Source organism: Anaerocolumna sp. MB42-C2 (assembly GCF_030913705.1).
Classification (GTDB): domain Bacteria; phylum Bacillota; class Clostridia; order Lachnospirales; family Lachnospiraceae; genus Anaerocolumna.
In genome coordinates, this window is record NZ_CP133190.1 from 2157717 (window position 1) to 2172118 (window position 14402).

General features: G+C 37.1%; 12 protein-coding genes and 1 pseudogene. 2 read left to right on the forward strand and 11 right to left on the reverse strand.

What is annotated here, in order from left to right:
- The first annotated feature begins 302 nt into the window (after positions 1–302).
- Both RBU59_RS09595 and RBU59_RS09600 read left to right on the forward strand, forming a co-directional pair.
- On the forward strand, positions 303–1658 hold the full coding sequence (locus RBU59_RS09595) for a 5-bromo-4-chloroindolyl phosphate hydrolysis family protein (RefSeq protein ID WP_308147659.1): 1356 nt from the start codon (positions 303–305) through the stop codon (positions 1656–1658).
- A 171-nt stretch (positions 1659–1829) separates the two neighbouring features.
- A complete protein-coding gene (locus RBU59_RS09600) occupies positions 1830–2978 on the forward strand; it encodes a toxic anion resistance protein (RefSeq protein WP_308147660.1) in 1149 nt (382 codons plus the stop codon).
- A 118-nt stretch (positions 2979–3096) separates the two neighbouring features.
- On the opposite strand, the pseudogene RBU59_RS09605 reads toward RBU59_RS09600, so the two are convergent.
- The 11 genes and pseudogenes from RBU59_RS09605 to RBU59_RS09655 all read right to left on the reverse strand — a co-directional run.
- Positions 3097–3189 (reverse strand): annotated as a pseudogene (locus tag RBU59_RS09605) (SEC-C metal-binding domain-containing protein); the annotation flags it as partial.
- Entirely contained in the window at positions 3177–3533 is a 357-nt protein-coding gene (locus tag RBU59_RS09610; RefSeq protein WP_308147662.1) for a hypothetical protein, read from the reverse strand. The gene RBU59_RS09610 and the pseudogene RBU59_RS09605, both read right to left, overlap by 13 nt.
- The gene (locus RBU59_RS09615) at positions 3449–3733 is read right to left on the reverse strand and encodes a hypothetical protein (protein ID WP_308147663.1); all 285 of its coding nucleotides are present in this window, start codon (positions 3731–3733) and stop codon (positions 3449–3451) included. The genes RBU59_RS09610 and RBU59_RS09615 overlap by 85 nt, the downstream gene beginning before the upstream one ends.
- Complete coding sequence (locus RBU59_RS09620) at positions 3721–4452, reverse strand: ATP-binding protein (RefSeq protein WP_330698509.1); 732 nt, start codon at positions 4450–4452, stop codon at positions 3721–3723. The genes RBU59_RS09615 and RBU59_RS09620 overlap by 13 nt, the downstream gene beginning before the upstream one ends.
- 187 nt (positions 4453–4639) lie before the next feature.
- On the reverse strand, positions 4640–6007 hold the full coding sequence (locus RBU59_RS09625) for a sulfatase-like hydrolase/transferase (protein ID WP_308147664.1): 1368 nt from the start codon (positions 6005–6007) through the stop codon (positions 4640–4642).
- A 174-nt stretch (positions 6008–6181) separates the two neighbouring features.
- Entirely contained in the window at positions 6182–7045 is an 864-nt protein-coding gene (locus RBU59_RS09630) for a carbohydrate ABC transporter permease (protein ID WP_308147665.1), read from the reverse strand.
- A gap of 15 nt (positions 7046–7060) precedes the next feature.
- Positions 7061–7972, reverse strand: coding sequence for a carbohydrate ABC transporter permease (locus RBU59_RS09635; RefSeq protein WP_308147666.1), 912 nt, complete (start codon positions 7970–7972; stop codon positions 7061–7063).
- Positions 7973–8035: 63 nt separating this feature from the next.
- Positions 8036–9346, reverse strand: coding sequence for an ABC transporter substrate-binding protein (locus tag RBU59_RS09640; RefSeq protein ID WP_308147667.1), 1311 nt, complete (start codon positions 9344–9346; stop codon positions 8036–8038).
- A gap of 175 nt (positions 9347–9521) precedes the next feature.
- On the reverse strand, positions 9522–11081 hold the full coding sequence (locus tag RBU59_RS09645; protein ID WP_308147668.1) for a response regulator transcription factor: 1560 nt from the start codon (positions 11079–11081) through the stop codon (positions 9522–9524).
- Positions 11082–11141: 60 nt separating this feature from the next.
- A complete protein-coding gene (locus tag RBU59_RS09650) occupies positions 11142–12956 on the reverse strand; it encodes a sensor histidine kinase (RefSeq protein ID WP_308147669.1) in 1815 nt (604 codons plus the stop codon).
- Between the two features lie 65 nt (positions 12957–13021).
- Complete coding sequence (locus RBU59_RS09655) at positions 13022–14287, reverse strand: AI-2E family transporter (RefSeq protein ID WP_308147670.1); 1266 nt, start codon at positions 14285–14287, stop codon at positions 13022–13024.
- Positions 14288–14402: the final 115 nt, after the last annotated feature.

Below are 14402 nucleotides of genomic sequence, written 5' to 3' on the forward strand. Positions count from 1 at the left end.
CTCCGCCGCACCCAGAAAATTCTAAATATAATCTTTTCATCCTTTTTCTATTAGTATCAATAGTATTTATTACTGTTTGCTCGGAATCCAATTTTTTCTTACTAAACATATTATTGAGACTAAAATAAGCCCAACAGACAACTAATTTCTACTTTTTTATTATTTTATATGCCATATAAATGCCCCCGACTATCGATTGCCTAATTTTTCAGAAAATTTTAATGTTAATAAAATTGTCAATTCCGTCAGAATACGATATAATAGGACTAGTTATATTTATATGATATAGCGGAGGAATTAATATGAGCAGAAATAACTTTTCAAATTTAGGGGACGAAATTAAAGACATCGTCCAGGATGCAGTTAGTACGATGAACTTCCAACAATTAAACAAAGATATAGGTAATACGGTAAATGGTGCTTTAGATGAGGTACGAGGTGCATTGGGTTTAAACAGAGACCGGCAGAACCAGGACATAAACGGCGGCAAAATGGATTGGGATATAACCATAGGTAACCAACGTCGGAACCGGACAGACACAAATGAATGGCGGTCTCGCAGGCAAAATAACCAAAGTGATCCTGCATTTACCCGCCAAAGAACCGAACAGTCACCTTACCGATCTGAAGTTCGTAATTCGTATCGTGTACAACCGAAAGACAAAAACCGATACTGTTATCCCAGAGTTTATGTAGGGAAAGTATCCGGTATCCTTTTTACTGTGTTCGGTAGTATAGGTACAGCCGGAGCAGGAATCGCAGCATTTGTTTTAGCTATCATCGGCCAGTTAACCGGTAACCTGAATTTCTTCGGAACTATCGCTTTAAGTCTCTTACCCATATTTTTTATCAGTGTTTTTATAATGGCAAGAGGTTCCATGCTTCGGAAACGCCTTAGGAGATTCCGCCGCTATTTGGGTGTAATCGAAAACCGCAGTTATTATTCTGTTAAGGAATTATCAGCCAATACCTTATTAAGCCAGAAGTTTGTTCTTAAGGATTTACGGAAAATGATATCCTTAGGTATGTTTCCCGAGGGCCGTATTGATGAGCAGGAAACCTGCATTATGCTTAACCGTGAAAGTTATGCACAATATCTGGAACTCCAAAAGAATATACAAATAAAAAATCTGGAGGAACAGAACAATAAAAGCGCAGCAAGACAGGTTAATGAACAGACGCCATCCGTGAACCCCTCTGCAAAACAAGGTAGTACCAACGCTGAACTAAGAAAAACCATTGAGAACGGAAGAAACTGTATTTATAAGATACGGGAAGCGAATGACGCAATTCCAGGTGAAGAGATCTCCGGTAAGTTAGACCGTTTGGAAGATGTAATCAGTAAAATATTTAAATATGTGGAGCTTCATCCCGAACAGCTTACGGAAATCGAAAAGTTTATGGATTATTATCTTCCTACCACGTTAAAATTAGTCAATGCATACAGGGAATTTGATAACCAGTCCGTACAGGGTGCCAATATTACTTCGGCAAAAAGTGAAATTGAAGCTACCTTGGATACAATTAATCTTGCATTTGAGAAATTATTGGACAGCCTTTTTGAAGATGCAGCAATGGATGTCTCGACCGACATATCCGTGTTAGAGACCATGCTTGCCCAGGAAGGATTGACAAAGGAAGATTTTAAGATGAAATAAAACTATGGATTCATTTAGAATAGAAAATATTAAAAAGAAAGGAATGCCACAATCGATTCTTTCTGCCTTTATTTATGATAATCGAACAATAGAAAACATGTTTTGTCTGAATCTATTAGTATGTGGCGTTAACACGTCCGTAAAATGATGTGTTATAAAATGGGTATAATTATGAATGATGAATTATTGAAAAACGAAGCTCCGACCTTAACCTTTGACCCTTTCGGTGAAGAAACGTCCGAAACTCAATTAGTTAATCAGGAAACGGCAAAACCGGAGGTCGTTGAATTTGATGAAAGTACTCTGTCTCCGGAAGAGCAAAAGATGGTTAATGACTTTGCCGGTAAAATTGATTTAACCCAATCAAGTCTTATCCTGCAGTATGGTGTTGGTGCCCAGAAAAAAATTGCAGATTTTTCCGAGTCTGCCCTTAATAACGTTAAGACAAAAGATTTAGGCGAAATTGGGGAGATGCTTTCCTCCGTCGTATTGGAATTGAAAAGTTTTGATTCCGAAACGGACGAAAAAGGTTTTTTAGGCTTATTTAAGAAAACCTCCAATAAGATTACCGCTATGAAAGCCAAATATGATAAAGCGGAAGTGAATGTTAATAAAATCTGCCAGGTACTGGAGTCACATCAGATGCAATTACTAAAAGATGTAGCCATGTTGGACAAGATGTATGAAATAAATAAAACCTACTTTAAAGAGCTTTCCATGTACATTTTGGCCGGAAAAAAGAAACTGGCCCTGGTTCAAAACGAAGAACTTCCGAGACTGGTTGAAAAGTCAGGCAGAACCGGTCTTCCCGAAGATGCACAGGCTGTAAATGATCTAAATGCTATTATAAACAGGTTTGAAAAGAAAATACATGATCTGGAATTAACCAGAATGATTTCTATTCAGATGGCTCCCCAGATTCGTCTGGTTCAGGGAAATGATACTATGATGGCAGAGAAGATACAATCTACTATTGTAAATACCATACCTCTTTGGAAAAGTCAGATGGTTCTTGCCCTTGGTGTCGCTCATTCCGGCCAGGCTGCAAGAGCGCAGAGGGAAGTAACCGACATGACAAATGAATTACTTAAGAAAAATGCTGCCACTCTCAAGATGGCCACCATTGAGACAGCCAAAGAATCGGAACGCGGTATCGTAGATATTGAAACCCTCAAGACTACCAACGAGTCCTTAATTTCAACTCTGGATGAAGTACTCCGCATCCAGACAGAAGGCCGCCAAAAGAGAAAAGAAGCTGAAGTGGAATTAAACCGTATTGAAAATGAACTGAAACAGAAGCTTTTAAATATGAGAGGGTAAGTTACAGTTATTAATATGCATAAGTATATAATAAAATCTGACTGGTAAACTGAAACCGGTCAGATTTTACTTTTTTGTGGACTTTGTCAGGGCGAAATTACCATTCAACTTTTGACCCTTATTTTCCGCAGCATTTTTTATACTTCTTTCCTGAACCGCAGGGGCAGGGATCGTTAGGGTATTTTTTCTTATCCTTAACTACCGGCTTTTGCACCGGAAAAAAACATAATCCTCGGAATCATCGCTAAAAAGTAATGGATTTTCAAGAAATTTCTTGTGAAAATCTTCTGCCTTATCCCTGTACATTTTGGAATTTTCCGTTTCCTTAATTGTTTCATAAAAAGCAGCGGCTCTGTAAAATAACATCTGATTATCCATATTACATACCATATCTATAGGTATGGCTTCCTCAATCAGCTTTCTCGCTCCGTTTATATCTTCTTCTCCTAACAGAAACCATAGATAGGAATCTATACAGTCAGGATTATCCCTTTCCTCTCCAAACCAATCCTCAAACCACTTTCTGCTTTCTTCTTTCCGTCCCAGCTTCTGCAATGCATCACTGTTTCTTCTACCAGGAGTTTCAATTTACTGTTATAAGCATCTTCATCAAATTTCTTACCGCCACTTAAGATATCATAGATATCACCAAGAACAACAGAAGCTATTTTTTCTTTTGCCTCTCTATCCGTATATCCTTTACCCTTTAGCTGGCGGACTGCCTCCCCTGATAACCAAGGTTTTATATCCCCCAAACTGGCACAATTAAATTCTGGCTGTCAAATGCCGACAACCTGTCTGTCGTACATAATACAGCCCCTGTACCACGCTCCAGACTCGCCTTATCAATTACCCTGAACACGCGAGTGAGCTGGCTTTGAGGTGTAGCCGCTTTCTTAATTTCCATGGGATACAACTTACCGCTGTCCTCCAGCAGAATGTCAATCTCTTTTGTATCCTTATCACGATAATAATAAATAAAGACTTCCCGACCGCAGTTCTGATAGCTCTTGACAATCTCCGATACCGTAAAATTTTCAAGAATCGCACCGCTCATAGCTCCATTCATCAGGGTATCGCTGCTGCTCCATTTGGTTAGGTACGCTACTAAGCCACAGTCATAGAAATAAAGCTTTGGTTTCGTTACCATGCGCTTAAGCATATAGTTGGAATATGGGTGAAGATAAAAAACAATGCCCAGTCTCTCTAAAATCCCAAGCCAGTTTTTTGTGGTAACCTGGTCAATCCCAGCAGCATCAGAGATGGTCTTATAGTTCACCATCTGTCCGCACAAGGCTGCAGCTGATGTGATGAAATTCATAAATTTAAGTGAATCAATGGTACCGGATATCTCTTTTACATCCCGCTCAATATAGGTGCTGATATAACTGGAATAAACCGCCCGGTTTTCTGTGGCTTTCGCTTCGCTACACTCACAAAAACACGTCGCGTTGTTGCCTGTGAACAGTGACAAAATAACTACTTATTATATTATAGCTGATGTTCAACTTGCAGTCAATATAACTTCGGCTATTATATGTATTAGTCTTATTTTAGACGATTTTTTAGCAGAATATACCATACCACTAAAAAAGGAACTCCCGCATTGCCATGCCAAAAGCTCCTTTCGCTATTCCTAATATTTTAAAAGGTAAAACAATTCATAGGGACTGCGGCTTAATAACAGGAGCCTTTTCACCTGCATTTACCATTTCTTCTATTAACTGCTCTGCCAATTTCCTTCTAATTTCTGTATATCTTTTATCATTTACCAGATTATTTAATTCAAATGGATCTTTTCTTAAATCATATAGGAAATCTTCTTCATAATAATCACTGCTTCCCGTTTCCCATCCGTCCATTCCGGGTGCATAAACGCTATACAGAAAATCTTCCGTATGGATGCAGCGGCCCACACGGCTCTCACTGATCTGAGCGAAAACACGGTTAATCCTGCCCAGTATTCTGCCATCCGCCACCATCTTCAGATTCTCTCCTATCATAGCATTTTTAACATCTATCCCTGCTAATGCTAAAAATGTTTTCGGAAGACTGCAGGTGCTGACCAATTCTTTTACCCGTTTTCCGCCCCTGAACCCAGGACCTGCTATGACTAACGGCACTTTTAAACAGGATGAATGGCAGGAACGTTTGTAATCATCACCACCGAGCATATGGGAATCCAGGTTTCTTGTCTTAAAATGCGATCCATGATCCGAACTATAGATTATAATCGTATTATCATAGATCCCTTTTTCTTTCAGCTTATCAATAATTCGTCCTAAATTATCATCTAAACTCTTACAACACCCAAGATAGTCCGGATACATCTCTTTTGCATCACCGCCAAGGGCCTTTAGATCTCCGGGAAGTTCATAATTATGAAAGCACTCTTTCGAACCAATCGGCCCTTCATAACATTTTCTATCATTCTGGTGATGGGGTTCAATATGGGATATTGTCAGAAAAAATGGTTTTTCTCCATCATAATAATCTAGATATTCCAATGCAAAATCAGTGATACAATCCACGCGGTATCCCTTAAAATCACACCGGTTCATATTTTCATCAAAGACAAACCCGTCATATCCATGGGATGTAAACTCCAGAACATCTGCAGCTCTCCAGAATCCCTTATATCCTCCCCTTCTTTCAGGGGGAATGGCTTTTGTTTCATAATCAACAACCGACTTTGCTTCATTACTATCTTTTTGGCTTGCCAGATGCCACTTTCCCACATATGCCGTATCATAACCGGCTTCATTTAAATAATCCGCTACCGTTTTCACATTAAGAGGCAATGCTCTGGCATTACGGTAACACTTTATCTCCGTCGGGTACTTACCTGTCTGGAATATTGCCCTGCAAGGTCCGCAGACAGGCTGGGCGGTGTACGCTTCTTCAAACAGTACTCCATTCTTTGCCAGACGATCTAAATTGGGACTAATCTCTAATTTCTGTCCGTAACAGCCCAATGTATCTGCTCTTTGCTGATCGGTAAAATAAAATAAAATATTGGGTCTTTCCATATTTTACACCAATTGCATATCGCAGGCCTGCCTGCGATACTGCCACATAAAAATAGGTTGAAAGAATCTCCTTGTGGCTTCCTTTCTATGTTTTATATTTTCTTTCAACTTTTCCTTCATGATGCCGCTTCTGCGGCACCAAAAATAATTGGGTAAGAAGCACAGTAATTATTTTTATTTAAGCCCGGATGTAACAATGCCTTGAACAAAATATTTTTGTGAAAACAAAAATAATAGAATCATTGGCAGTACGATTAATACGGCTGCCGCCATCATTTGATTCCACTGTATGTAACTATCCGATTTAAACATGGTAAGTGCCAGTTGTAAGGTTTTCATTTTTTCCGAATTTGTCATAACCAATGGCCATAAATAATCATTCCATACCGATACCCCTTTTAATAATCCCAGTGTCGCAAGTATTGCTTTGGAATTAGGCAGATAGATCTGAAAGTAAGTTTGCCATTTATTAGTCCCATCAATTTCGGCTGCCTCATCCAGAGACCTTGGAAAATTCTCATAAAACTGTTTGCATAAAAATACGCCGAAAGAACCAGATACTAAAGGAATCACAAGTCCGGCATAAGTATTAATCATTCCGGTCCCTCCTACGCCAAAAAGATTATTTCCGCCCATCATGGGAAACTTGGCCATAATCAGGAATGTCGGCAGCATAGTTACCTGGGGCGGCATCATAAGTCCTATTAATAAAAGGGTAAACAAAATTTTTGAACCCGGAAACCGAAGCCTTGCAAATGCATATCCGGCAATAGAATTAAATAATAAGGAAAAAATGACAGCCGCCAGAGTAATGCAGATTGAATTACGGAAATAAACAGTCCAGTCACCGACAGCCATCGCATTAAAATAGTTAACCAGCGAAAAATTTGCTGGAATCAGATGAAATGCCGGAGATTTGATTTCTTCCATTGTTTTAAATGATGTTGTAAACATCATAATAATTGGTATTAACATGATTACCGTTACAACACTCATAACCAAAATCCATATTCCATGAAATACCCTTTTTTTCTTCATAACATTTTCCTCCACTTATGATATATCCACATCCTGCCCATTGCTACCGAACTTAAATACACAAATTGTGATTATAACAGAAAACAAAAGCAATGTTACTGACATAGCACTGGCATAACCCATCTTAAACTCCAAAAAACCTCTTCTGTAAATCTGATGTACTATAGTCGTTGTCCTGTTTAATGGTCCGCCGCCGGTCATTATATTAATCTGCTCAAAAACCGAAAAGCTGTTTACAATTCCGGTCACCAGCAAAAAGAATGTAGTCGGACGCAGCATAGGCCAGGTAATATACAGAAACTTTCTGACAGCATTTGACCCGTCTAGGGATGCGGCTTCATAGAGTGACTCCGGAATAGACGTTAATCCGGATAAGAATATCACCATAGAATAACCGCAGCTTTTCCAAATACTCATAAGAACCACGCAGAACATAGCCATATCAGGATCTTGGAGCCACTGTTTTGCCGAATACCCCAGACTTTTTAATATCACGTTAAACAGTCCAAAGGTAGGATCATAAATCCATAACCATACCATAGACATACACACCATGGACATTACATTGGGCAAGTAAAATGCTGTCCTGAAAATCGGTATTAATATTGATTTTCTGTACAGCATAAGCGCTAATAAAAGTCCTAAAGCCAATTGAGGAAACAAAGTCGCTAATGTATAAACCATAGTATTTTTAATTGCTATGAGAAAATCATTATCCTGAAACAGATTAAGATAATTTTTTAAGCCTACGATATCTGGTTTTGAGTATAAATTAAAATTTGTGATGCTATAATAAATGACAATTACGATTGGAATCAAAATAAAAATTGTAAAGATCAAATATGCTGGTAAAATCATCAAATATGAACATTTGTCGTATTTTTTCCTGGCTTCTCTTAATCGCATAACAGCTGTTGTATCATTCATTGGTTTTCCCCTTCATAACACGGTGGGAAGTTCTCATTTACTCCCCGCCGTATATTTATTGTTTTACTGGTTGTCAACTTCTTCCTGAATGCTTTTTGCTGCAGCATTAAGTACATTTTCCGGTGTATCAACTTCATACATAATTCTTTCCATTGAATCATTAATAATATTATATACGGAGTTGGCATATGCTACTTTGGGTGACCCGGTACCGCAATTGATAGAATCAAAAATTATGGCATTATTTTTCGGATCCGCTGCGACAAATTTATTTTCCAGAGATTTTCTAACAGGAGTGGTTCCAAGATCCTCATACCGGGTCCACATATTCTCCGCATTTGATACATATTCGATAAATTTCCAAACTGCATCTTTCTTTTCTGTTTCACCGCTCATAAACATAAAGCTCATTCCGCAGAAAGTTGCCTGCTTCGTATTTTTAAGCGGTGCTGCCATTGCAATTTTTCCTTTTAATCCACTAGCTTCCCATTTCTTAAAGTCTTGATCCGTTCCTATTGTCATTGCCGCAAGACCTGTTCCAAATGGATTCTGTTCGCCATTGCTGCAATCCCAGGAGATAATTCCAGCATCTTTAATTTGTTTCATAAATTCTGCTGCTTCAATTGCTTCAGGAGTGTTGCAAAGAATCGTATTATCATCTTCATCTACCAGATTTTTAACACCATTTTCCTCCATAAAAATAGAAAAATAATGCTGCATAGAACTGCCGGAAGTAGGCATAGCAAATCCTGTTTGAACTACAGTGTCACCATCTTTCTTAACCAGTTTCTTATGATAATCTAATAATTCATCCCAGGTGGTTGGCGGAGTTTCAGGATCTAAACCCGCTTTCTCAAATAATTCTTTATTGTATATCAAGATCCGGGGATCTGGAAATACAGGAATTCCATAGGTTACTCCATTAATTTTGCCTAAATTCAAAGCATTTTCCATGAAATCTTTTGTACCCTCCCAATCTTTCACATACTCATCCAATGACGCATACTGTCCTAACGGTACCCGGGTTCCCATGGAAGCCATGGTAAAATTTATTATGTCAGGTGCGGTTCCCGATGCAAACCCAACATTCAGTTTTGTTTCAAAATCATCTCCAGTGGGGCTCTCCTGATATTCGATTTCAATATCCGGATTTTCTTTCTGAAATCTTTCTATCATTTTGTTCCAATATGCTTTTTTATCACTTTCTGTTCCATTTCTAAGAAATATTAAATGTGTTTTATTCCCCGGTTCACTCTTACCTGTATTCCCCTCGGACACCAGTTTTTCCGTTCCGTTACCGGAACATCCTGTCAAACCAAATGTGATGACCATCCCCATAATCATGATACATAGTAATGCTAGTTTTCTTTTCATATGTTTCCTCCATTTATTAAGATATCTTAATTATAAAAAAAACAGAGTGAAAGCACTATGTCTTCTGTTAACATATCTTTGCACTCTGTTTGTTTATTTTACTAAATTTAGTATAGGAAACCACATTTTATTATTATAATTCCTTTTTAATTGGACATTTTTTATATTTCTTGTATTATTTTATCTTCAACCTTCTATATTCGACAGGAGTCAGGGCATATTTTTCTTTAAATACCCTTGAAAAATATGCCGCATCAAAAAAGCCGGATTGTTCTGCTATTTCCTGAATTGGTAAACGGGTCTTGGTTAAAAGCCTGCAGGAATTTTCAAGACGTATCCTTTGCAAAAAATCGCTGAAGTTCTCATCCGTTTCCTTTTTAAATAAAACAGATATATAGGTTTTATTCAAATGTACCTGATCTGCTATTTCTTCCATCGATATTCTCTTAGAAAAATTATTCTCCACATAGTTTATAATATCCTGTACCGGTACGGAAAAGCATCGCATTTTCCGTTTATTTTCTAAAATATTTGAAAAATAATCCTGTGCTTCTAATGTGTACTTTTTTAGATCCTCCAGCGTATATCTTTCATTGTCATTGCCTATTAATTTTTCTATCGTTCGCATTCCTTCTTCATATTCTGAATTAAGAGAATGTTTTCTTATTTTTTGAATATAAGCGGATAAAATTTCAACACAAATAGCTTTTATGTACGCCGGATAAAGTGCATTATTTTGTTGAATCAGAGTAAATAATTTAACCGTACCTTCTTTTACTTCATTAAATTTACCTTTTTCAAAACAATCCGTGATTTCTTTTATCTCCCGGTTATAATAAAGATCCTGTGAATCCTTTTCCATACGAACAACCATCCTGTCATAGAGCTGAACTCCATACATCCCATAAAAGATACGGTTATCTCTGGCATCAGAAGCCTGTCTGAATAAATCCGGAATATTATGAAAATCTTTCCCTATATTGCTGAAGCCCATATAACTTTCCGTTCCGATATTCTTATACAAAACTTCAGCCAGCTCCCAGGCTGATTCCTCCCGCTCTGTTTTTATACTACTGTTATATAGAATGACAAAATCCTGCTTTTCCCATAAAAAGCAATAACTCTTTACTGCTTTGTCTTTAAAAAATAATCGGATAATCTCCAAAACATTTTCATTGTCCAACCCCTTCGGAAAAGAAACCACACTAACTACAAGTTCGGATGAATCCAAAAGGATCCCTTTTTCTTTAAATTCCTGTCTTAAGTCTTCTTCTTTTTGATACCCACTGCGTTCCAGCAATTGAACCAGATATGTTTCCGGAGTGTACTGCTCTTCGGAAATATTCTCTTCTCTGCTTACGTTCTCTAAATATATTTTTGCTTCTCTTAAAATTTCACTTATACTCTCTTTTGTAATTTCAGGTTTTAGCACAAATTCATGAGCTCCCAGTTTCATAGCCTGCCTGGCATAATAGAATTCATCGTAAGCACTTAATATAATTTTGTATGCATTCAAATTCAATTTTCTGACTTCACTTAAGAATTCCAAACCATCCATAGTTGCCATACGGATATCCGTAAAAATCACATCAACTTTATTTTTTGCACAGTATTCCAAGGCCTGTTTTCCATTCGCAAATTCACCTACAACATGATAATTCAAATCAATTTTTTCAATTTTCGTTTTTACCCACTGCCTGGTTATGCTTTCATCATCCACAATAATAATTCTCACATAATCACTCTTTCCGCTTAATAAACCTTTTCCTGTTTGTTATACCTTTTCCCATAATCTTTAATTACTTTCCTGTTCTATCGAAACCACAGGTATATGAATATCAACCTGTATCCCGCCCCATTCCGATGTTTTTACTGAGAGGCCATAGCTTTCCCCGAACATCAGCTTCAACCGCTGCTCAATATTCTGTAATCCAATCCCGTTAAAGCGTTCGCTTACCTGTTCTGTTTCTTTTGATTCCAGTATTTTATGTATTTTTTCTAAATTTCCTCCAACTCCGTCATCAATAACACTGATTATAATATCATCTTTCCTGTAACCTGTGATACGAATATGTCCCGTTCTTTCATTTCCGCTAAATCCATGGAGAATTGCATTTTCTACCAAAGGCTGTATTGAAATCTTGGGTATTCCATACTTTTCGATCTCAGGATCTATTTGTATTTCCCAGGTAAACATGTCCTGGTACCTGTTCTGCATTAATATGAGGTAGTTTTCGATCGCTATGATTTCATCTTTAATCGGTACCAGTTTTCGCTGATCCGAATAGGTTCTTTTCAGCAGCTGTACGAAAGCCAGCAAAGACTGTTCCGCTTTTTCCGACATTCCCATTTCAACAAGGAACCGGATCGACGCCAGAGTATTATAAAGAAAATGAGGATTGATCTGCGCCTGAAGAGCTCTTAATTCAAGGAGCCGCTGTTCCTCCTTATTTTTTTCCAGTCGCCCGATTAATTCTTCGATCCGCCCAATCATTTTATTAAATTGAAGACTCAGTTCTCCGAATTCATCCATGGCTTCTACTTCCGTACGAACACTCAAATCACCTTTATAAACTAATTTCATATCTTTTTTTAATTTTTGTAAAGGTCTGCTGATATACTTGGAATTAAAGACAGTCATAACCATAGCCAGCAATAAATAAGCAATGGAAGCCATTACCATAAATAAGAGCAAACTATTTCCCGCTAACAATGCAGACTTACCATCATCATATAATACTAATTTCCAACCTGTGGTTCCATTCGTAACAAAACAGATCTGAGATATTTTTCCGTCTATTTTATCCCTGAAATACCCGTATACATTATCATGTAACTTTTTAAGATAAATCTGAGAAGTAATTCGCTCACCGATTGTTTCCTCTTTGGTACTGGAAATTACCTTCCCGGTATCATCCATTAGAAAGACTTGCTGATGTTTGTTTTGAAGACCTCTCTTAAGTATCAGATCCAGCATCTTCTGACTTAGGTCTATATTCATCAAACCCACAACCCGCCCACTGTTCAGATTCTTAATAAGGCAGATAGCCTGAATCGCATTTTCATTCTTCATGGCTGAAAATTCCGTACTCTTCCAGGTAGAAATATATGCGATCCTGTTATCTTCCTTTTTCAGCTTCGTATACCAGGGTTCCTGCTCTAATTTATGCAAATCGGGATAAGAAATATCGATTGACCTGTCATCAGTTGAAGAATAGTTATATCCGCTGCTACACATAATCTGCATATTATATTCGAAACTATTATAAACAATACTGCTGGTTTCAAAAAATTGCCGTACCGAACTCTTAGCCTTTAACTTATCATATTCACTTTTGTAATTAGTTTTAGATACTATTTTATTTACTTCACGATTACATTGAAAATATCTTGAGTATAAAACAATTTGATCAAACATATCATCCAGATTATTATTTATCTGATTTAAAATAACAAGCCTTGACTCATTTATCTGCTGATTCGCCGCACCTTGTATGGAATTAAAAAGTATGATACTCAAAATAATACAAGGGACTACAAATAAGACCAAATTAGCGATCAGAATTTTCTTTTGAAACTTTATTCTTTCAAATCTCTGCTTTATATTCATATTTTACACCCATTGCATATCGCAGACCCGTCTGCGATATTGCCACAAATAAGATCCCTTTTTGTTTAATCCTTGTCCCTTTGTATGCTAATATTTTTCTGTTCCAATCGTCTTTTTATAAATTTGTCCAGCAGGTAGGTAAATACGGCTATTACGGGAACCGCTAAAAACATCCCTATTACTCCCGCATAAGCGCCGCCTAAGGTAATGGCAAATATGATCCAGAGAGGCTTTAACCCTGTTGATTCCCCCAGAATTCTAGGCCCCAGATACAATCCGTCAAACTGCTGAAGAATTAATATCATAACGATAAAAATCAGACATTGAATCGGATTAAGAAAAAGATAAATTACAACCCCCGGAACTGCACCGATAAATGGCCCAAAATAAGGTATCATATTGGTTATCCCAACAATGACACTCATTAATATGGGATATGGCAGTCTGAGTAAGATCATTAATATCACGCATATTATGCCAATCAACAGGGAATCAATCATTTTACCTACAATAAATTTATTAAAAATATCGGCACAGTCTTTCCCCGTCTGTATGAACCCTTTTGCCCTGTCCGAGGGCATAATAGAATAAATAAACCGCTTGGCATTATACCTCAGATTTTTCTTATCCAGTATCATATAACAGGAAATAACAATGGAGAGCAGAATATTAACGAACATTTTAATTAATGATATGGATAATAAGTATAATTTCGGTATCATATTACTTAGTACCTCTGTTCCCCTGCCGATTAAATCCGGTACCATTTTATCAATATACGTAACGACTGCCCCTAGATTTAAATCTGGATATCTCTCATATAAACCGGAGATCCATTTTGTAATTTCATCATAAATTAAGGATTGTTTTGAAACAATATCAGAAATACTCTGAATGAGCTGTGGGGTCACATATAAGATTGTAATGGTTAAACCTCCAATGACTAACAGATAAGAAATAAATATTGATAAAAAGGCTCTTGCCGCTCTGGATTTTATCCTTAAAACCTTCAAAGAAAAATCCTGGAGTTTTAATACCAATGGATTAATTATAAAGGCAATCAAGAAAGCAGCTAAAAAGGGGGATATGGTATTCAAAAAATCCGAAATAACCAATTTTGTCTGTTTCATATTTACAAAGGAATAAATGATAAAAGCCCCCGTTACTATAACAAAAAGTGCATAAATACTGATAGTGAGGTAATTCCTATTTGACTGAAACTGCATCTTTGATTCCTTTTTCTCATCTGCAGTTATATCGGTAAGCTCCGTGGACTTAATTTCCTCATTCTCAGATAAATCTTGTGGTCTGATCCCTGGTGCTGTTCCCATAATTACTCCTTTCGACAATTTTTCTAATGTAATTATACAGACAATTTAAAATTATATCAATTAATTCTATATTAAAATCTGCTTCCTCCAAATATCTCCTATTTTTAGGTCTTCT

Bases quoted from the DNA above. Each gene is read 5' to 3' on its own strand.
- RBU59_RS09595 (WP_308147659.1), top strand. From the start codon at position 303: ATGAGCAGAAATAACTTTTCAAATTTAGGGGACGAAATTAAAGACATC.
- RBU59_RS09600 (WP_308147660.1), top strand. From the start codon at position 1,830: ATGAATGATGAATTATTGAAAAACGAAGCTCCGACCTTAACCTTTGAC.
- RBU59_RS09625 (WP_308147664.1), bottom strand. From the start codon at position 6,007: ATGGAAAGACCCAATATTTTATTTTATTTTACCGATCAGCAAAGAGCA.
- RBU59_RS09630 (WP_308147665.1), bottom strand. From the start codon at position 7,045: ATGAAGAAAAAAAGGGTATTTCATGGAATATGGATTTTGGTTATGAGT.
- RBU59_RS09635 (WP_308147666.1), bottom strand. From the start codon at position 7,972: ATGAATGATACAACAGCTGTTATGCGATTAAGAGAAGCCAGGAAAAAA.
- RBU59_RS09640 (WP_308147667.1), bottom strand. From the start codon at position 9,346: ATGAAAAGAAAACTAGCATTACTATGTATCATGATTATGGGGATGGTC.
- RBU59_RS09650 (WP_308147669.1), bottom strand. From the start codon at position 12,956: ATGAATATAAAGCAGAGATTTGAAAGAATAAAGTTTCAAAAGAAAATT.
- RBU59_RS09655 (WP_308147670.1), bottom strand. From the start codon at position 14,287: ATGGGAACAGCACCAGGGATCAGACCACAAGATTTATCTGAGAATGAG.